Raw genomic sequence first — 19,819 nt, 5'->3', positions numbered from 1 at the left:
AGGGCCTGATCCGGAAGACAGGCCCTAACGGGCGGCCCGTTCGCCCAGCTCCGCCCACACCTCGCGCACGCGCGGCTCCAGCGCCTCCAGCGGCCCGTCGTTGTCGATGACGAGGTCGGCGATGGCGAGGCGCTGCTCGCGCGTGGCCTGGGCCGCCATCCGGGCGCGGGCTTCGGCGTCGGTCATCCCGCGCAGCCGTACGAGCCGGTCCAGCTGGGTCGCGGGCGAGGCGTCGACGACGACGACCAGGTCGTAGAGCGGCGCCAGGCCGTTCTCCGTGAGCAGCGGGACGTCGTGGATCACCACCGCGTCCTGCCCGGCGGCCGCCTCCAGCTCGGCGGAGCGGGCGCGGACGAGGGGGTGGACGATGGCGTTGAGGGTGGCGAGGCGGTCCGGGTCGGCGAAGACGATGGAGCCGAGCCGGGGCCGGTCGAGGGTGCCCTCGGGGGTGAGGATCTCGGGCCCGAACGCCTCCACGACGGCCGCGAGCCCGGGCGTGCCGGGCTCGACGACCTCGCGGGCGATCTTGTCGGAGTCGATCAGGACCGCTCCGTACGAGACGAGCAGCCGCGACACCTCGCTCTTGCCGGCTCCGATGCCGCCGGTCAGCCCCACTCTCAGCATGTGCCGAAGCTTAGGCCCTGACTCCCCCGCCGTGTCAGGCACCCTTCAACGGCATCGCGGGGCGCCGCCATCGCGGGGCGCCGCCGCTAGGCATCGCCCTCCCGCTCCGCGAGGAACCGCTCGAACTGGCGGCCGAGCTCGTCGGCGGACGGCAGCTCCACCGGCTCGGCGACCAGGCTGCCGCGCGTCTCGGCACCCGCCATCGCGTCGTACTGGTGCTCAAGGCCCTGTACGAGCGCGACGAGCTCCTCGTCGCCCTCGCCGATCTGGCGCTCGATCTCCGTCTGAGTGCGCTGGGCCTCGGTGCGCAGCGCGTGCGCGACACCCGGCAGGACCAGGCCCGTCGCGGCGGTGATGGCCTCCAGCGCGGTGAGGGCCGCGTCCGGGTACGAAGACCGCGCCACATAGTGCGGTACGTGCGCGGCGACGCCCAGCACGTCGTGGCCCGCCTCCATCAGGCGGTACTCCAGGAGCGACTCGGCGCTGCCCGGCACCTGGGCCTCGTCGAAGGTGTTGCGGTGGCCGGGCATCAGGTCGGTGCGATTGCCGTGCGGGGTGAGGCCGACCGGGCGGGTGTGCGGCACGCCCATGGGAATGCCGTGGAAGTTGACCGACAGACGCACGCCGAGCCGCTCGACGATCTGCCGTACGGCGACGGCGAACCGCTCCCACTCGACGTCCGGCTCCGGACCCGACAGCAGCAGGAAGGGCGCCCCGGTGGAGTCCTGGACGAGGCGGACCTCGATGGCGGGCGTCTCGTACCCGGTCCAGCGGTCGCGCCGGAACGTCAGCAGCGGGCGGCGGGCCCGGTAGTCCACGAGCCGGTCGTGGTCGAAGCGGGCCACCACCTGGTGGGGCAGGGATCCGAGCAGGCCGTCGACGATCTGCTCGCCGGTCTCACCCGCGTCGATGTATCCGTCGAAGTGGTAGAGCATGACGAGGCCGGCCGACTCCTGTGCCAGCGCCATGTCGACGACGGCCAGGCCCTTCGGCTCCCATGCGTACAAATCCCGGGGATCAAGCACGATTACCGCTCCTCCTCATATCTCTGGGAAGAACATCACTCACCGCACAGGCATTCCCACTCCGCGGCCCCGGGTCGCGAACACGACTGAGGCCCGCCCCCTTCCGGGGACGGGCCTCAGTACTGCTACCTACCGCTCAGCGGCGAGTCGATCGATCGATCCGGGCCGTTTCCAGCCGCATCGATGCGAGCCGATCGTCAGCTCTGGCCGCCGGCCAGCTTCTCGCGCAGGGCGGCCAGCGCCTCGTCCGACGCCAGGGCGCCGGAGTTGTCGTCCGACTCCGAGGAGTACGAACCGCCGGAGACACCCGCCGGAGCGGCGGCGCCACCCTCGGCAGCGGCGGCCTCGTCGGCCTCGCGGGACTTGATGACCTGGGCCTGGTGCTGCTCGAAGCGCTGCTGCGCCTCGGCGTACTGGGTCTCCCACGCCTCGCGCTGGGCCTCGTAGCCCGGCAGCCAGTCGTTGGTCTCCGGGTCGAAGCCCTCGGGGTAGATGTAGTTGCCCTGGTCGTCGTAGGACGCGGCCATGCCGTACAGGGTCGGGTCGAACTCGACCGAGGCCGGGTCGGCACCGAAGGACTCGTTGGCCTGCTTCAGCGAGAGGCTGATGCGGCGGCGCTCGAGGTCGATGTCGATGACCTTGACGAAGATCTCGTCGTTGACCTGGACGACCTGCTCCGGGATCTCCACGTGGCGCTCGGCCAGCTCGGAGATGTGGACCAGACCCTCGATGCCCTCGTCCACGCGGACGAACGCACCGAACGGAACGAGCTTGGTGACCTTACCCGGGACGACCTGACCGATCTGGTGCGTACGGGCGAACTGCTGCCACGGGTCCTCCTGCGTCGCCTTCAGCGACAGGGAGACACGCTCGCGGTCCATGTCGACGTCGAGGACCTCGACGGTGACTTCCTGGCCGACCTCGACAACCTCGGACGGGTGGTCGATGTGCTTCCAGGACAGCTCGGAGACGTGGACCAGACCGTCGACGCCACCCAGGTCCACGAAGGCACCGAAGTTGACGATCGAGGAGACGACGCCGGAACGGACCTGACCCTTCTGGAGGGTCGTGAGGAACGTCTGGCGGACCTCGGACTGGGTCTGCTCGAGCCAGGCGCGGCGGGACAGGACCACGTTGTTGCGGTTCTTGTCCAGCTCGATGATCTTCGCCTCGAGCTCCTTGCCCACGTAGGGCTGGAGGTCGCGGACACGACGCATCTCGACGAGGGAGGCCGGCAGGAAGCCACGGAGGCCGATGTCGAGGATGAGACCACCCTTGACGACCTCGATGACGGTACCGGTGACGATGCCGTCCTCTTCCTTGATCTTCTCGATGGTGCCCCAGGCACGCTCGTACTGGGCGCGCTTCTTCGAGAGGATCAGGCGGCCTTCCTTGTCCTCCTTCTGGAGAACAAGGGCCTCGATCTCGTCGCCGACCTTGACGACCTCGTTCGGGTCGACGTCGTGCTTGATCGAGAGCTCGCGGCTCGGGATGACACCTTCGGTCTTGTAACCGATGTCGAGCAGGACCTCGTCCCGGTCGACCTTCACGATGACGCCGTCGACGATGTCGCCGTCGTTGAAGTACTTGATCGTCTCGTCGATCGCGGCGAGGAAGGCTTCCTCGTTACCGATGTCGTTGACCGCAACCTGCGGGGTGGTGGCGGTGGTCTCGGTGCTGCTCGTCATGTGGGAAAGGGCTCCGGTACGGACATTGAAGTCGTAGGTACTGCTACGCCGAGAGCCCGTATCGCCTCTGCAGAAGCCGGACAGCCAAGGAAGCACCCGCCCCGAAGGGGCGAGGCCTCGAGAACCGAGGGGACATGCAACAGATGCGAGCGCGGCCTGCTCCGTCTGAGGCGCGCAGGCCCGCAGCGCAACCTTTAGCATACGGGGACGGCCGGACACGGTCAATGCGCGAAGGCGCACACCCGGGGCAGAACGTCACATACCCGGCACATTTAATGTTTCCCAAGGCCATCGTGGCCGCGGCTTCGGCTTCCGCGGGCGCCCGCTCAGGGGCTCCCGCAGGCAGCCGTGCGCAACCTACAACGGCGGTGGGGATGATCCAAGAGTACGAGCCCGAGGCCACCAGGCGCCATGCCGGTGACGCCGAGAGCAGCCGGGCGAACCGGGGCTGGTGGGACCGGAACGCCGACGAGTACCAGACCGAGCACGGCGCGTTCCTGGGGGACGACCGCTTCGTCTGGGGGCCGGAGGGGCTGGACGAGGCGGAGGCCCGGCTCCTGGGGGACGTCTCCGGACTGGACGTCCTGGAGATCGGCGCGGGCGCCGCGCAGTGTTCGCGCTGGCTCGCCGCGCGGGGCGCCCGCCCGGTCGCCCTGGACCTCTCCCACCGCCAGCTCCAGCACGCCCTGCGGATCGGCGCGGACGTCCCGCTGGTGGAGGCCGACGCGGGCGCCCTCCCCTTCCGGGACGGCGCCTTCGACCTGGCCTGCTCCGCGTACGGGGCGGTTCCCTTCGTCGCCGATCCGGTGCGGGTGTTCCGCGAGGTACGCAGGGTGCTGCGGCCGGGTGGGCGGTGGGTGTTCTCGGTGACGCACCCGATCCGCTGGGCGTTCCCCGACGAGCCCGGACCGGAGGGGCTGTCGGTCGCCTCCTCGTACTTCGACCGCACCCCTTACGTCGAGCAGGACGAGGAGGGACGGGCGGTGTACGTGGAGCACCACCGGACCCTCGGGGACCGGGTGCGGGACGTGGTGGCGGGCGGGTTCCACCTGGTGGACCTGGTCGAACCGGAATGGCCCGCGTGGAACACCCAGGAGTGGGGCGGCTGGTCCCCGCTGCGCGGAAACCTGATCCCGGGGACGGCGATCTTCGTGTGCGAGCGCGCGTGATGCGTGCGGAGGCCCTGGACCTGCCCGTACGCACCGCCCTGCCCGCCCTGGAGCGGGCGCTGGACGGGCACGGGGCGGCGGTGCTGTGCGCGCCGCCCGGCACCGGCAAGACCACCATGGTGCCGCTGGTGCTCGCCGAGCGGGGCGCACGCGTCCTCGTCGCGGAGCCGCGGCGGATCGCCGCGCGGGCCGCGGCCCGGCGCATGGCGTGGCTGCTGGGCGAGAAGGCCGGCGGCCGGGTCGGCTTCACCGTGCGCGGTGAACGGGTGGTGTCGCGCGAGACGGTCGTCGAGGTGGTGACGACCGGTGTCCTGCTGCAGCGCCTCCAGCGCGACCAGGAGCTCGGCGGCACCGACGTCGTGATGCTCGACGAGTGCCATGAGCGGCACCTGGACGCGGACACGGCGGCGGCGTTCCTGCTGGACGTACGGGAGACCCTGCGGCCCGAGCTGCGGCTGCTGGCCGCGTCCGCGACGACCGACGCCGAGGGGTGGGCGCGGCTGCTGGGCGGCGCGCCCGTGGTGGAGGCGGCGGGTGTGGCGCACCCCGTGGAGGTGGTGTGGGCTCCGCCGGCCGCGCCGGTGCGGCCGCCTCATGGGATGCGGGTGGACCCGGCGCTGCTCGGGCACGTGGCCTCGGTGGTGCGGCGGGCGCTGGCGGAGCGGTCGGGGGACGTGCTGTGCTTCCTGCCCGGTGTCGGGGAGATCGCGCGGGTGGCGGGACTGCTGTCCGGCCTGTCCGGCGTGGAGCTGCTCCAGGTGCACGGCCGGGCCCCGGCGGCGGTGCAGGACGCGGTCCTCTCCCCCGGCGGGGACAGCCGCCGGGTGGTGCTGGCGACGTCGGTCGCCGAGTCGTCGCTGACCGTGCCCGGCGTGCGCGTGGTGGTCGACTCGGGGCTCGCGCGTGAGCCGCGGGTGGACCACGCGCGGGGCCTGGGGTCGCTGACCACGGTGTGGGCGTCGCGGGCCGCCGCCCGGCAGCGCGCCGGGCGCGCCGGGCGCGAGGCGCCGGGCACCGTCTACCGGTGCTGGGCCGAGGCGGAGGACACGCGGCGGCAGCCGTTCCCGGCGCCCGAGATCCAGGTGGCCGATCTGACCGCGTTCGCGCTGCAGGCCGCCGCCTGGGGCGACCCGGGTGCCGCGGGTCTCGCGCTGCTGGATCCGCCGCCCGCGGGCGCGATGGGCGCCGCGCGGGAGGTGCTGACCGCGATCGGCGCGGTCGACGGGGCTGGGCGGGTGACGGACCGGGGCGGGCGCATGTCGCGGCTGGGCGTGCACCCCCGGCTGGCCCGCGCCCTGCTGGACGGAGCGCCTGTGGTGGGCGCACGGCGCGCCGCGGAGGTGGTGGCCCTGCTGAGCGAGGAACCCCCGCGCGAGTACGGCGACGACCTGGCCGCCGCCTGGCGCACGGCACGCCGTACGCCGGGCGACGCGTACGGCGCCCGCTGGCGGCAGGAGGCCCGGCGCCTCGCGGGGCAGCTGGACTCCGCCGACGGCCCGGGCCGTGGGGTGCCGGATGACGCCGCCGTCGGCGCGGTGACCTCCCTGGCGTATCCGGAACGGGTGGCGCGTGCGCGGGGCGCGAAGGCCGAGGGCGCGTTCCTCATGGCGTCCGGGACGCGGGCCGAACTCGGCGAGGGGTCCCGGCTGCGCGGGTCGGAGTGGCTGGCCGTGGCCGTCGCGGACCGGCCCGCTCACGCGGCGTCCGCGCGGGTGCGGCTGGCGGCCGTGATCGACGAGGAGACCGCGCGGGCGGCCGCCGGGGGGCTGTTCCTGGCGGGTGAGGAGGTCGGCTGGGAGGCCGGTGACGTGGTCGCCCGGTCCGTGGAGCGGCTGGGCGCCGTCGAGCTGACCGTACGGCCGCTGACCGACCCGGACCCCGTACGCGTACGGGAGGCGCTGCTGGATGGCCTGCGGCGCGAGGGGCTCGGGCTGCTGCGGTGGTCGCGGGAGGCGGAGGGGCTGCGGCAGCGGCTGGCGTTCCTGCACCGGGTGGTCGGCGCGCCGTGGCCGGACGTGTCGGACGCCGCGCTGCTGGAGCGGGCCGGCGACTGGCTGGAACCGGAGCTGTCCCGGGCACGGCGGCGGGCGGACCTGGCCCGTGTCGACGCCGGTCAGGCGATGCAGCGGCTGCTGCCCTGGGCCACCGGTGAGGCGGCCCGCCTGGACGAGCTGGCCCCGGAGCGGATCGAGGTGCCCAGCGGGTCGCGGATCCGGGTGGAGTACGGCGCCGGGGAGCAGCCCGTGCTGGCGGTGAAGCTGCAGGAGATGTTCGGGCTCGGCGAGACCCCGCGGATAGCGGGCGTTCCGGTGTTGGTGCACCTGCTGTCCCCGGCCGGCCGGCCCGCCGCCGTCACGGCGGACCTGGCGTCCTTCTGGCGCGACGGGTACCGCTCCGTGCGGGCGGAGCTGCGCGGCCGGTACCCGAAGCACCCGTGGCCGGAGGACCCGGCGGGGGCGGAGCCGACGAAGCGGACGAACACGCGCCGCTGAGCGCTTCCGGGTCTCGGACCGCCGCCGGGCCCCGGGCTGGGGGCCTCAGGCCGCCGGGGCCAGACGGGCTGAGGGGCCTCAGGCCGCCGGGGCCGGGGCCGGGGCCGGGGCCGCGACCTTGAGCTCGACGGTCAGGGTCGCGCCGCCGGCGGTGGTCAGGCGGAGCAGGAAGGTGCCGGTCTGGCCGTCCGCGTACATCTTCGGCAGCTTGAGGACGCCGTTGGCGTCCGTCTTCAGGCCTTCGAGGGTCCGGACGGGGTTGCCCTGCGCGTCCTTGAAGAAGGGGCCCTTGTCGTTGGCGGTGGCGTTGTCCGCGGCCGTGATCATGGTGGCGGTCAGTGCGACACCGGACGCGACGGCGCCCTTGTACGTGGCCTTCACCTCGACCTGGTCGGCGAACTCCGTCTCCGGGGCGGCCGTCAGAGCCTTCTCGTCCGTCCTGGCGAGCGCGTCGGCCGCGCGCTCCGTGACGGTCGCGGTGAAGTCGACGGCGGGCAGCGTCGCACGGCGCACGACGGTGGCCCGTACGGTGAACTCGCCCGTCCGCTCGCCCGCCAGGATCGGCGGCGCGGCGGCCGTACCGTCCGCGGCCGTGGTGACGACGACGCTGCCGGCCGAGCCGGTCCCGGCCGCGAAGCGGGCCTCCGTGGCACCGACGATCTCGAACTCGACCGCCAGCTTGGCGACGGGCTTGCCCGCCCGGTCGAGCGCCTTGACCTCGGGGCGCTCGGTGAAGCGGCCGCCCGCCATCGCGGTGAGCGGGCCCGTCCCGGCGTCCGTGAGGCGCGCGACCTTCTCGTGCGGCGCGGGGGCGGGGGTGACGGGCGGTTTGGTCGGGTCCGGGGTGGCCGGGGGCGTCGGCTTGGACGGGCCCGGGGTGACGGGCGGGGTCGTGGGCGTCGACGGGGACGGCTTCACGGGCGGCGGGGTCGGCGTGGGCGACGGCGTGACGGGGAGGGTCGGCGTCGGTGTCGGCCTCGGCGTCGGGCGGGCGGCCGGCTTGTTGTCGCTGCGGTCGGCCGGCAGGACACCCGTACCGTCCGGAATCCGGTGCGTACCGCGCTTGTAGTACTCGAACCAGGACAGAACCGTACGCAGGTACTCGGTCGAGCGGTTGTAGCTGAGGATCGCCTTGTCGAGGTCGGCCTTGAGGGCGAGATCGCGGTTGTTGGCGCAGAGGTACATGCCGGCGGCCTGCGCGGCGTCGTAGATGTTGTTGGGGTCCTTGCGGCCGTCGCCGTTGGCGTCCTGGCCCCAGCTCGCCCAGGTGGACGGGATGAACTGCATGGGGCCGACCGCGCGGTCGTGCGTCGTGTCGCCGTCGTACGCGCCGTCGTCGGTGTCGGAGATGTTGGCGAAGCCGACACCGTTGAGGACGGGGCCGAGGATCGGCGAGAGGGTGGTGCCGTCGGCGCTCACGCGGCCGCCGCGGGCCTGGCCGGACTCCACCTTGCCGATGCCCGCGAGGAGTTGCCAGGGGAGGTTGCAGCCGGGGTCGGCGGCGCGGAGGTGCTGCTCCGCCTGTTTGTAGGCGGCGAGGACGGTGGCCGGTATGCCCGCTTCAGCGGGGCCCGTGACGATCGGTGCCGCGGGGGCGCCGGGCTTGTCCGGCGTGTTGAGCGGGGGCAGGTCGGTGTAGTACGGCGAGTTGCCGGTGGCCGAGTTCTCGTGGGGCTGGGGGGTGGCGTCGGCGGCCTGGGGGTCACCGCTGCCGCCATCGGCGGCGGATGTCACGCCCGGGGCCTGCGAGGCGGAGAGTGCGGCCACCGCGGCGGCGGCCACGGCGGTGCTGGTGGCTCCCTTGCGCAGCCGGCGACCGATGTGCGCTGCCATACGTGTGGTCCCTCCCCTTTGACACTGCCGTCCGCGCTCCCCGCGCGAGGACTCAAGCGACCCTACGTCAACCGGCGGCTCCGGCACACCGCCCGCTGACCGCTTTTCACGCTTTCGTCACCGCTTGGTTCACCGGAATCCGGAGTCCGAACGTCACGCATACTGGCGGCCATTGACCGACATGCTCAAGGGGGACCTTCCACCATGCCGTTCACTCTCAGCCATGCCGCGGCCGTGCTGCCCGCGATACGGAGGTCCGGCGCGGCGCGCGGGCCCTTGGTCGCGTCGGCGCTCGTCGCCGGGTCGTTCGCGCCGGACATGACGTACTTCGCGGACACGGCGCTGCCCGGAGCGATGCGTTTCGGGGACGTCACGCACGGGGTGCTGGGCGTGCTGACCGTCGATGTCGCGATCGCGGCGGCGCTGGTGGCGGTGTGGCTGATGGTCCGTGAGCCGCTGGTGGCGCTGGTGCCCGGGCGGTGGCAGGGGCCGCTGCACGCGCTGCTGCGGGGGCAGGCGTGGCGTGGGCGGCGGCGGGCGGAGCTGGCGGCGTGGTTCTACGTCTCGGCGGTCGTCGGCGCGACGACGCATGTGGTGTGGGACGCCTTCACGCACCTGGACCGGTGGGGCATGAAGCTGCTGCCGGTGCTGGGGGAGGTGGTGGCCGGCTTCCCGATGTACCTGTACGCGCAGTACGGCGGCTCGGCGGTGGCGCTGGTGGTGCTGGCGTGGTTCGTGGGAAGCGGGGTGCGGCGGATGTCGCGGTCCGAGGCTTCGGGGGCCGGCGCCTCGGGGGCCGTGCCGGTGCTCGGGCGGCGGGGGCGCTGGCTGGCGGCGGGGCTGCTCGGGGTGTCCGTGACGGTGGGCGTGGTGCACCGGTGCGCGCGGTGGTACGCGTACTGGGGGCATGCGCCGGAGACGCCGCTGGACATCATCCCGACGGCGTGCTTCGGCGCGGGGGCGGGGCTGGCGGGTGGGGTGCTGGTGTACGGCGTGGTGATGCGGCTGCGGGCGCAGGGTCCTTCCCCCACCCCTCCCTCTGCGCCGGCGGGCGTGGAGGGACCCCGACTCCCCGAAACCGAGGGCTCCGCCGCCGGACCCCGCAGGGGTTGAGGCCACTGCGGGGGCCGAGGTCCCCGCAGTGGCGGCGGCTTCGCGCCGCGCACCGCTCACAGGGGGCGAGCGGTGCGCGGCGCGTGAGCTTGCGTCAGTGCGCCGCGGAGTCCCAGTCCGGGCCCACGCCCACCGAGACGTCCAGGGGGGCTCGGAGGTCGACCGCCGTGGACATCTCGTGGCGGACCAGGGCCTCGACCCGGTCGCGTTCGCCGGGGGCGACCTCCAGGACGATTTCGTCGTGGACCTGGAGCAGCAGGCGGGTCTTCAGCTCCGCCTCGCGCAGGGCGCGGTCGACGCGCAGCATGGCGACCTTCACGATGTCGGCGGCCGTGCCCTGGATCGGGGCGTTGAGCGCCATCCGCTCCGCGGCCTCGCGGCGCTGGCGGTTGTCGCTGTTGAGGTCCGGGAGGTAGCGGCGGCGGCCGAGCATGGTCTCCGTGTAACCGGTGGCGCGGGCCTCGTCGACGACGCGGCGCAGGTAGTCGCGCACCCCGCCGAACCGCTCGAAGTACGTGTCCATCAGGGCACGCGCCTCGCCGGCCTCGATGTTGAGCTGCTGGGAGAGGCCGAACGCGGACAGGCCGTACGCCAGGCCGTACGACATGGCCTTGATCTTGCGGCGCATCTCCGCGTCGACCGCGGACCGCTCGACGCCGAACACCTGGGAGGCGACGGTGGTGTGCAGATCCTCGCCTGAGGTGAAGGCCTCGATGAGGCCCTCGTCCTCCGACAGGTGGGCCATGACGCGCAGTTCGATCTGGCTGTAGTCGGCCGTCATCAGCGACTCGAAGCCCTCGCCGACGACGAAGCCGTGCCGGATGGCGCGGCCCTCGTCGGTGCGGACCGGCACGTTCTGCAGGTTGGGGTCGGTCGACGAGAGGCGGCCGGTCGCCGCGACCGTCTGGCTGAAGGTGGTGTGGATGCGGCCGTCGGCGGCGATCGTCTTGATCAGGCCTTCGACGGTGGAGCGCAGCCGGGCCTGCTCGCGGTGGCGCAGCATGATGACCGGCAGCTCGTGCTCGGTCTGGCCGGCCAGCCAGGCGAGCGCGTCCGCGTCCGTGGTGTAGCCGGTCTTGGTCTTCTTCGTCTTGGGGAGGTTCAGCTCGCCGAAGAGGACCTCCTGGAGCTGCTTCGGGGAGCCGAGGTTGAACTCGTGGCCCACGGAGGCGTGCGCCTCCTTCACCGCCTGCTGCACCGCTGCGGCGAACTGCTGCTCCATCGCCTCCAGATGGGCGCGGTCGGCGGAGATGCCGTACCGCTCCATCCGGGCCAGCACCACGGAGGTGGGCAGTTCCACGTCGTGCAGCAGCTCGGTGGCGCCGACCTCCTTGAGCTTCTCGCCGAAGGCCTCGCCCAGGTCGAGGACCGCGCGGGCCTGCGCCATCAGCGCGTCGGCCTCGGCCTGCTCGTCGGTGCCGAAGGCGAGCTGCCCGTCGGCCGCGGCGGGGGCCAGCTCGCGGTGGAGGTACTCGACGGAGAGGGCGTCCAACGCGAAGGAGCGGCGGCCCGGCTTGACCAGGTAGGCGGCGAGGGCGGTGTCCATCGTGATGCCCTCGATGTGCCAGCCGTGCTCGGGGAAGACCCGCAGGGCCTCCTTCGCGCTGTGCAGCACCTTGGGGCGGGCCGGGTCGGCGAGCCAGGCGGCGAAGGCCTTCTCGTCGGCCTCGTCGAGCTGGGTGGTGTCGAACCAGGCCGCCTTGCCGTCGGCGCCGGCCAGCGCGACCTCGCTGACGTTCCCCACGCCGAGGGCCCAGGTGGCGACGGTGGCCACGCCGAGCGGCTGGCCGCCGTGCTGCTCCAGCCAGAAGGCGAGCTCGCCGGAGCCGAGCACCGTACCGTCCAGTTCCACACCGGCGGCCGGGGCGGGGGCCTCTTCCTCCTGCGCGCCCGGGTCGACCGCGAGGAGACGGTCGCGCAGGCTCGGGTTGCGGATCTCCAGGACCTCCAGGAAGCCCTTGAGCGCGGTCCGGTCGTACGGCCGGCGCTCCAGGTCCGCCACCGTCTTCGGCAGCTCCACGTCACGGACGAGCTCGGTCAGGTGGCGGTTGAGCTTGACGGGCTCCAGGTGGTCGCGCAGGGCCTGGCCGACCTTGCCCTTGACCTCGTCGGCCCGCTCGACCAGCTCGGCGAAGGAACCGAACTGGTTGATCCACTTCGTGGCCGTCTTCTCCCCGACGCCCGGGATGCCCGGCAGGTTGTCGGACGGGTCGCCCCGCAGGGCCGCGAAGTCGGGGTACTGCGACGGGGACAGCCCGTACTTCTCCTGGACCTTCTCCGGGGTGAACCGGGTCAGCTCGGAGACGCCCTTCGTGGGGTACAGCACGGTCACGTGATCGGAGACCAGCTGGAACGAGTCCCGGTCGCCGGTGACGATCAGCACCTCGAAGCCCTGGGCCTCGGCCTGCGTGGCGAGCGTGGCGATCACGTCGTCCGCCTCGAACCCGTCCACCGCGAACCGCTCGGCGTTCATGGTGTCGAGCAGCTCGCCGATCAGCTCGACCTGCCCCTTGAACTCGTCGGGGGTCGCGGAGCGGTTCGCCTTGTACTCGGGGAAGTCCGCCGAGCGCCACGTCTTGCGCGACACGTCGAACGCGACGGCGAAGTGCGTCGGCGACTCGTCACGCAGCGTGTTCGCCAGCATCGACGCGAAGCCGTAGATGGCGTTGGTCGTCTGGCCGCTCGCGGTGGTGAAGTTCTCCGCGGGCAGCGCGAAGAACGCCCGGTACGCCAGGGAGTGCCCGTCCATGAGGAGCAGGCGCGGACGGTTGTCGTCTGGGGTCTTCTTCGATGCTGTCTCAGCCACGGACACGATCCTGCCACGGACCACCGACAATGCCGGTCCCGGCCGAGGGGCGGTGCCCGCTGTCAGTGGGCCGTGACAGGATCGGAGGCGTACATCGGACACAACCGCTCAAGGGGGAGCGCGATGGCCAGCAAGCCGCCCGCAGGTGACCCGGTCCAGGACGCGCCGCAGGTCCAGGCGCCCCAGCACGCCGCTGCCGGCCTCCCCGCGATCGGGCACACCCTCAAGATCGCCCAGCAGCAGATGGGCCTCGCCCGCACCGCGCGGACCCTGCTCAAGGTCAACCAGAAGGACGGCTTCGACTGCCCGGGCTGCGCCTGGCCGGAGGGCGACACGCGGCACGTCGCGGAGTTCTGCGAGAACGGCGCGAAGGCCGTCGCCGAGGAGGCCACGCTGCGCCGCGTGACCCCCGCCTTCTTCGCCGCGCACCCGGTGGCGGACCTGGCCACCCGCAGCGGGTACTGGCTCGGGCAGCAGGGCCGGATCACCCACCCCGTGTACCTGCCGGAGGGCGCCGACCGCTACGAGCCGGTGACGTGGGAGCGCGCCTTCGCGATCATCGCGGAGGAGCTGACCGCGCTCGGCTCCCCCGACGAGGCGGTCTTCTACACCTCCGGCCGCACCAGCAACGAGGCCGCGTTCCTGCTCCAGCTCTTCGCCCGCGAGTTCGGCACGAACAACCTCCCGGACTGCTCCAACATGTGCCACGAGTCGTCCGGCTCCGCGCTCACCGAGACGATCGGCATCGGCAAGGGCAGCGTCTCCCTGGAGGACCTGCACCGGGCGGACCTGATCATCGTGGCCGGGCAGAACCCCGGCACCAACCACCCGCGCATGCTCTCCGCCCTGGAGAAGGCCAAGGCGGCGGGGGCGAGGATCATCTCGGTGAACCCGCTGCCCGAGGCGGGCCTGGAGCGGTTCAAGAACCCGCAGACCCCGCAGGGCATGCTCAAGGGAGCCGCCCTCACCGACCTGTTCCTCCAGATCCGCATCGGCGGCGACCAGGCCCTCTTCCGCCTCCTCAACAAGCTAATCCTCAAGACCGACGGCGCCGTCGACGAGGCGTTCGTACGCGAGCACACGCACGGGTACGAGGCGTTCGCGGCCGCCGCCCAGGCCGCCGACTGGGACGAGACGCTCGCCGCCACCGGCCTGGAGCGCTCCGAGATCGAGCGCGCCCTGCGCATGGTGCTCGCCTCGGAGCGCACCATCGTCTGCTGGGCCATGGGCCTCACTCAGCACAAGCACTCCGTGCCGACCATCCGCGAAGTGGTGAACTTCCTCCTGCTGCGCGGCAACATCGGCCGCCCGGGCGCGGGGGTCTGCCCGGTGCGCGGGCACTCCAACGTGCAGGGCGACCGCACGATGGGCATCTTCGAGCGCCCGTCCGCCGCCTTCCTGGACGCCCTGGACAAGGAGTTCGGCATCGCCGCGCCCCGCCACCACGGCTTCGACGTGGTGCGTTCCATCCAGGCGCTGCGCGACGGCGAGGCGAAGGTGTTCTTCGCGATGGGCGGGAACTTCGTGGGGGCGACGCCCGACACGGAGGTCACCGAGGCGGCCATGCGCCGCGCCCGGCTCACCGTGCACGTGTCGACCAAGCTGAACCGCTCCCACGCGGTCACCGGCACGCGCGCGCTGATCCTGCCCACGCTCGGCCGCACCGACAAGGACGTCCAGGCCGCGGGGAAGCAGTTCGTCACGGTCGAGGACTCGATGGGCCTGGTCCACGCCTCGCGCGGGAACCTGCCGCCGGCGAGTCCGCACCTGCTGTCCGAGCCGGCCATCGTGGCGCGCATGGCGCGGGCCGTGCTGGGCGAGGCGTCGGCCACGCCGTGGGAGGAGTTCGAGAAGGACTACGCCACGATCCGCGACCGCATCGCGCGCGTGGTGCCCGGCTTCGAGGACTTCAACGCCCGGCTAGCGGCGAACCCCGGCGGCTTCGCCCTGCCGCACGCTCCGCGCGACGAGCGGCGCTTCCCCACGAAGACCGGCAAGGCGAACTTCACGGCCGCGCCCGTCGAGTACCCGCGGGTCCCCGAGGGGCGGCTGCTGCTGCAGACCCTGCGCTCGCACGACCAGTACAACACCACCATCTACGGCCTCGACGACCGCTACCGCGGCATCAAGGGCGGCCGCCGCGTGGTCCTGGTCCACCCGGAGGACGCCCGCGCGCTGGGCTTCGCCGACGGGTCGTACGCCGACCTCGTCAGCGAGTGGCGCGACGGCTCCGAGCGGCGCGCGCCCGGCTTCCGGGTGGTGCACTACCCCACCGCGCGGGGCTGCGCCGCCGCGTACTACCCGGAGACGAACGTCCTGGTGCCCCTGGAGTCCACCGCCGACGTCAGCAACACCCCCGCCAGCAAGTCCGTGATCGTGCGTCTGGAACAATCAGCGACCGTCTGAGCGTTCGCTTAGCCAGTCAGCCAGTCAGCGATCCAGCACAAGGCCGTACGACGACGAACGGAGCCGGGCCCCATGGGCGAGCAGACCAGCGTGAAGTTCCCGCAGGAAGTCATCGACGAGTACGCCTCGCTCGGTGTCGACCTGCCCGCCCTCTTCTCCGCCGGGCACCTCGGCACCCGCATGGGCGTGCGGATACTGGAGGCCTCCGCCGAGCGGGTCGTCGGCACCATGCCGGTCGAGGGCAACACCCAGCCGTACGGACTGCTGCACGGCGGCGCATCCGCCGTCCTCGCCGAGACCCTCGGCTCGGTCGGCTCCATGCTCCACGGCGGCATCTCCAAGATCGCGGTGGGCGTGGACCTCAACTGCACCCACCACCGGGGCGTCCGCAGCGGACTGGTGACCGGCGTCGCCACCCCCGTCCACCGCGGGCGCTCCACCGCCACGTACGAGATCGTCATCACCGACGAGCAGGACAAGCGGGTGTGCACGGCGCGCCTGACCTGCCTGCTGCGGGAGGCCCCGCAGGGCGACGGCCCCACCGGCTGACCGCCCCGAAACGGCCGGGAGCCGGGAGAGCCCCGAAAGGCTCCCCCGGCTCCCGCTCCGGTCGGTCAGGCAGCGCCCTCACCGAGGTAGGCGGCCCGGATCCGGGAATCGGCGAGCAGGTCCCGCGCCTCTCCGTCCACCGACACCGACCCGGTCTCCAGCACATAGCCGCGATGGGCGAGCCCCAGCGCCTGAGTGGCGTTCTGCTCCACGAGCAGCACCGTGGTGCCCTGCTCGTTGATGTCGCGGATGATCTCGAAGATCTGCTGCACGATCAGCGGGGCGAGCCCCATGGACGGTTCGTCGAGCAGCAGCAGCTCCGGCTTGCCCATCAGGGCCCGGCCGATCGCCAGCATCTGCTGCTCGCCACCCGAGAGGGTGCCCGCGAGCTGCGTCCGCCGCTCCGCGAGCCGGGGGAACAGCCCGAAGATCCGGTCCAGGTCCCCGGAGTCCACCGACGAGAAGCGGTAGGCGCCGATCTCCAGGTTCTCCAGGACCGACATCCGCGGGAAGACCCGGCGGCCCTCCGGCACATGCCCGATCCCGAAGTGGACCAGCTCGTGCGACTTGATGCCGTCGATGCGCTCGCCACGCAGCCGCACTTCGCCGGCGCTCGGCCGCAGCATGCCGGAGACCGTGCGCAGCGTCGTGGTCTTGCCCGCGCCGTTGCCTCCGAGCAGGGCCACGATCTCGCCCTCGTTCACCCTGAGGTCGATGCCCTTCAGCGCCTCGATCGCGCCGTAGGAGACCCGCAGGGCGCTCAGTTCGAGCAGCGGCACGCCGGCCGTCCCCTCGGTTTCCGCCCGGCTCGCCGGATCCGTCGTCACGCTCACTGCCCCTCCTCCGCGTCCGAGGCCGACCGCTCGGCGATGATGTTCTGCACCGTTTCGGCGTCCTCGGCCGACGATCCGAGATAGGCCTCGATGACGGCGGGGTGCCGCTGCACCTCGCTCGGCGTGCCCTCCGCGATCTTCTTGCCGAAGTTGAGGACCATGACCCGGTCCGCCACCGACATCACCAGCCGCATGTCGTGCTCGATCAGCAGCACGCTCACGCCCAGCTCGGTGTTGATCCGCCGGATGAGCTGCTCCAGCTGGAGCTTCTCCGTCGGGTTCGTACCGGCGGCCGGCTCGTCGAGGAGCAGTACCTGCGGTTCCGTGGCCAGCGCCCGCGCGATCTCCAGGCTGCGCTGGTCGCCGTAGCTGAGGGACCCGGCGATGTCGTTGAGCTTGTCCTCCAGGCCCACGAACTTCAGCAGCCGGTGGGCCCGCTCGTCACTGTGCCGCTCCGCCCGCCGGGCGTTCGGCAGACCCAGGATGATCGACACCGGCCCGGCCTTCAGCCGGGTCTCGGCGGCGATCTTCACGTTCTCCAGCGCGGTCAGTGCCGAGAACAGGCGGATGTTCTGGAACGTCCGCGCGAGGCCCAGGCGGTTGACCACATGGGGCTTGCGTCCCAGCAGCTGGTGGTGCCCACCGTCCTTGTCGTGGAAGGTGATGCTGCCCTCCTGCGGGGTGTAGGCCCCCGTCAGGGAGTTGAACAGCGAGGTCTTGCCCGCGCCGTTCGGACCGATCACCGCCAGGATCTCGCCCCGCCGCATGGACAGATCGACCTTGTCCAGGCTGGTCAGACCGCCGAACCGCAGGGTCAGATCCGAGGTCTCCAGGACCGTGGTGGCGTCCGGGGCCTCCGGTCGCCCGGCCTGCGCCTCGCCACTCGTCACTTCGGTGGCCATCACAGCTTGCCTCCCGCCCGCTCGGTCATGGCATCGGCCTCTCCGAGTCCTTCGTCCGCCATTTTCAGTTCCCGTTGGCGACGGCGGGACGGCCAGACGCCCTGCGGACGGTAGATCATCATCACCACGAGCAGCGCACCGAGGTACATGTACCGGTCGGACGGCTCCACGTAGTCACGCAGCGCCTCGGGCAGCCACACCAGGACGGCCGCGCCGATGAGCACGCCCGGGAGCGACCCCATGCCGCCGAAGATGACGTAGGCGAGCACCAGGATGGAGTTGAGGATGGCGAAGTTCTCGGGGTTGAAGTAGCCCACCTTGCTCGCGTAGACCACACCGGCGATACCGGAGGTGGACGCTCCGATGGCGAACGCCATCAGCTTGAACTTCACCGTGTCCACGCCGTTCGCGGCGGCCGCCACCTCGTCCTCGCGGATGGCGGTCCAGGCCCGCCCGACCCGGGAGTGCTCCAGCCGGACGAAGATCACGACCATCAGCACGATCAGCGTCACCAGCAGGTACCAGTACGGCATCCGCTCCAGCGACCACTGGTAGCCGAACGCGGAGAACTTCGGGATCTGCCGGGCGCCGGCCGAGCCGTTGGTGATGCCGTCCGCGTTCTTGGCCACCAGGTAGACGATCTCGTGGAAGCCCAGGGTGACGATGGCGAGGTAGTCACCGCGCAGCCGCAGGGTCGGAGCGCCCAGCAGGATGCCCGCGATCAGGCAGGTGACCACCGCGACCGGGATGACCAGGAAGTTGTTAAGCACGAAGGGCGGTTCGACGGGCAGCGCGCCGGTCCAGAAGGCGGCGCTGTACGCGCCGACCGCGAAGAACGCCACGAAGCCCAGGTCCAGCAGGCCCGCCCAGCCGATCACCACGTTGAGGCCGATCGCCAGCAGCGCGTAGATGGCGACCTGGTCGACGAGCACGGTCTGCCAGTAGCCGGACAGCTGCCCCGGCACCAGGAGGACGATCAGCAGCACGGCGGCGAGGAGGCCCCACCGCACCTTCGGCTGGGTCCGCACCACCGTGCGCGCCTGCTCCAGCTTCCCGCCGGCCCCGCCGGCGGCCAGCGTCTTGGCCCGCTCGTTCACCTTGGTCAGCAGGCCGGAGGTGAACTCGCGGACGCACCAGATCGCGACGGCCAGCGCCAGGATCACCCAGAGGTTGACGCCGGTGAAGCTGGTCCTGAGGGAGTAGAAGATGTCCCGGGTGTTGCCCTGCTCCCCCACCATCACGGTGAGCACCACGCCGAGCGCCAGCAGAGCACCGAGCCGCTGCCAGCGGGGCTGCTGGTACCACGCGACGTGGCGCAGCTTCGCCGCCGCCGTCATGGGCTTCTTCACCGAAGTGTCCGTGGTCATGCCGTCCTCCCCACACGCTCGCCGAGAATTCCCGTGGGCCGGAACATCAGCACGATGATGAGCACGGTGAACGCGGCGACATGGCGCCACTCACCGCCGAGGAGCGGAACGGTCAGCGTCTCGACGATGCCGAGCATCAGGCCGCCGAGCATCGCCCCCCGGATGTTGCCGATGCCGCCCACCACTGCCGCGGCGAACGCGGTGATGCCGGGGATGAAGCCCATGTCGAACTTGACCTGGAGGAAGGTCCCGTAGAGGTAGCCCGCCGCTCCGCCGAGCACGCCGCCGATCACGAAGGTGCGGGAGATGACCTTGTCGATGTCCACGCCCATGAGTGCGGCGACTTCGGCGTCCTGGGAGACCGCCCGGATGCTCGCGCCGAGCTTCGTACGGTTCACCAACAGGTCGAGGGCGATCATCATGACGACCGCGGAGCCCAGCAGCAGCAGCTGGGTGACGTTCAGGGTGGCCCCGAAGACCGTGAGGACATGCTCGTTCTTGTAAGCCTCCGGCATCGGCAGCGGGTCGCGGCCGAAGAGCTTGCCCGCGAGGTTGTAGAGGAAGAAGGACGCGCCGATGGCGGTGATCAGGAAGATCAGGCGGGGCGCTCCGCGCCGGCGCAGTGGCCGATACGCGACCTTTTCCAGACCGTAAGCGGTGAGGGCTCCGAAAGCGGCGCCGGCGGTCAGACCGAGGGCGACGTATCCGACCGATGCCACACCTGAGGGGTTACTGCCGGGAGCAACCAGGGTGAGGGATATGAGGCCGCCGTACGCACCGAACATGAACACCTCGCTGTGCGCGAAGTTGATCAGCTGCAGTACGCCGTAGACCAGTGTGTAACCGATGGCGATGACGGCATAGATGGAGCCGAGCACCGCCCCCAGGACCAAATAGTCCCAGAATTCACTGAGGGACATCTTGCTGACTTCCTTGTGGGAGCTGAGCGGCCGGAGAAGCGGTGTGCGCATACGTGGGGTCCGATGCGCAGCGCAGACAAGCGGGCGGCTGC

Annotated in this window: 14 protein-coding genes; 5 read left to right on the top strand and 9 right to left on the bottom strand. The window is 71.8% G+C overall.

Annotated features, from left to right (window positions below; all coding sequences use genetic code 11):
• Nucleotides 1-24: 24 nt before the first annotated feature.
• The 3 genes from coaE to rpsA all read right to left on the bottom strand — a co-directional run bounded on the left by coaE (nucleotide 25) and on the right by rpsA (nucleotide 3,337).
• Nucleotides 25-624, bottom strand: coding sequence for a dephospho-CoA kinase (gene coaE, locus ACZ42X_RS22520; protein WP_468292869.1), 600 nt, complete (start codon nucleotides 622-624; stop codon nucleotides 25-27).
• Between the two features lie 86 nt (nucleotides 625-710).
• A complete protein-coding gene (locus ACZ42X_RS22515) occupies nucleotides 711-1,649 on the bottom strand; it encodes a PAC2 family protein (protein ID WP_361414749.1) in 939 nt (312 codons plus the stop codon).
• Between the two features lie 197 nt (nucleotides 1,650-1,846).
• Nucleotides 1,847-3,337, bottom strand: a complete 1,491-nt coding sequence (rpsA, locus tag ACZ42X_RS22510; protein ID WP_468292865.1) for a 30S ribosomal protein S1 — start codon at nucleotides 3,335-3,337, stop codon at nucleotides 1,847-1,849.
• A gap of 374 nt (nucleotides 3,338-3,711) precedes the next feature.
• Here rpsA and ACZ42X_RS22505 point away from each other — a divergent pair, with 374 nt between their 5' ends.
• A complete protein-coding gene (locus ACZ42X_RS22505) occupies nucleotides 3,712-4,506 on the top strand; it encodes a class I SAM-dependent methyltransferase (RefSeq protein WP_468292862.1) in 795 nt (264 codons plus the stop codon).
• Nucleotides 4,503-6,998 (top strand): ATP-dependent helicase HrpB, encoded by a 2,496-nt coding sequence (gene hrpB / locus ACZ42X_RS22500; protein WP_468293414.1) that lies wholly within the window; start codon nucleotides 4,503-4,505, stop codon nucleotides 6,996-6,998. Before ACZ42X_RS22505 ends, hrpB begins: the two co-directional genes overlap by 4 nt.
• Nucleotides 6,999-7,076: 78 nt before the next feature.
• Here the strand turns inward: hrpB and ACZ42X_RS22495 are convergent, their stop codons facing one another.
• A complete protein-coding gene (locus tag ACZ42X_RS22495) occupies nucleotides 7,077-8,831 on the bottom strand; it encodes a lytic transglycosylase domain-containing protein (protein WP_468292859.1) in 1,755 nt (584 codons plus the stop codon).
• Nucleotides 8,832-9,035: 204 nt separating this feature from the next.
• Between ACZ42X_RS22495 and ACZ42X_RS22490 the strand changes: the two genes are divergently transcribed.
• Nucleotides 9,036-9,944 carry a DUF4184 family protein gene (locus ACZ42X_RS22490; RefSeq protein ID WP_468292856.1) on the top strand — a complete coding sequence of 303 codons (909 nt, stop codon included), beginning with the start codon at nucleotides 9,036-9,038 and terminating at the stop codon, nucleotides 9,942-9,944.
• Nucleotides 9,945-10,038: 94 nt separating this feature from the next.
• Here ACZ42X_RS22490 and polA read toward each other — a convergent pair whose 3' ends face one another.
• Nucleotides 10,039-12,693, bottom strand: a complete 2,655-nt coding sequence (polA, locus tag ACZ42X_RS22485; protein ID WP_468293412.1) for a DNA polymerase I — start codon at nucleotides 12,691-12,693, stop codon at nucleotides 10,039-10,041.
• 180 nt (nucleotides 12,694-12,873) lie between these two features.
• Here polA and ACZ42X_RS22480 point away from each other — a divergent pair, with 180 nt between their 5' ends.
• Nucleotides 12,874-15,156 (top strand): FdhF/YdeP family oxidoreductase, encoded by a 2,283-nt coding sequence (locus tag ACZ42X_RS22480; RefSeq protein ID WP_468292853.1) that lies wholly within the window; start codon nucleotides 12,874-12,876, stop codon nucleotides 15,154-15,156.
• A gap of 72 nt (nucleotides 15,157-15,228) precedes the next feature.
• Nucleotides 15,229-15,705 carry a PaaI family thioesterase gene (locus ACZ42X_RS22475; RefSeq protein WP_468292850.1) on the top strand — a complete coding sequence of 159 codons (477 nt, stop codon included), beginning with the start codon at nucleotides 15,229-15,231 and terminating at the stop codon, nucleotides 15,703-15,705.
• A 65-nt stretch (nucleotides 15,706-15,770) separates the two neighbouring features.
• Here the strand turns inward: ACZ42X_RS22475 and ACZ42X_RS22470 are convergent, their stop codons facing one another.
• Genes ACZ42X_RS22470 through ACZ42X_RS22455 form a run of 4 tightly spaced genes read right to left on the bottom strand, consistent with a single transcriptional unit; the run spans nucleotide 15,771 to nucleotide 19,727 of the window.
• Complete coding sequence (locus tag ACZ42X_RS22470) at nucleotides 15,771-16,532, bottom strand: ABC transporter ATP-binding protein (protein WP_468293409.1); 762 nt, start codon at nucleotides 16,530-16,532, stop codon at nucleotides 15,771-15,773.
• 2 nt (nucleotides 16,533-16,534) lie between these two features.
• Nucleotides 16,535-17,440, bottom strand: coding sequence for an ABC transporter ATP-binding protein (locus ACZ42X_RS22465; RefSeq protein ID WP_468292847.1), 906 nt, complete (start codon nucleotides 17,438-17,440; stop codon nucleotides 16,535-16,537).
• Nucleotides 17,440-18,807, bottom strand: a complete 1,368-nt coding sequence (locus tag ACZ42X_RS22460; protein ID WP_468292845.1) for a branched-chain amino acid ABC transporter permease — start codon at nucleotides 18,805-18,807, stop codon at nucleotides 17,440-17,442. Before ACZ42X_RS22460 ends, ACZ42X_RS22465 begins: the two co-directional genes overlap by 1 nt.
• Nucleotides 18,804-19,727: a branched-chain amino acid ABC transporter permease gene (locus ACZ42X_RS22455; RefSeq protein WP_468292842.1), complete on the bottom strand. Its 924-nt coding sequence runs from the start codon at nucleotides 19,725-19,727 to the stop codon at nucleotides 18,804-18,806. The genes ACZ42X_RS22460 and ACZ42X_RS22455 overlap by 4 nt, the downstream gene beginning before the upstream one ends.
• Nucleotides 19,728-19,819 lie beyond the last annotated feature (92 nt).

This window comes from Streptomyces sp. NPDC030862, from assembly GCF_055571835.1.
Note: the sequence above shows the minus strand (reverse complement) of the source record. Positions and strands in the feature narration are given on the sequence as shown.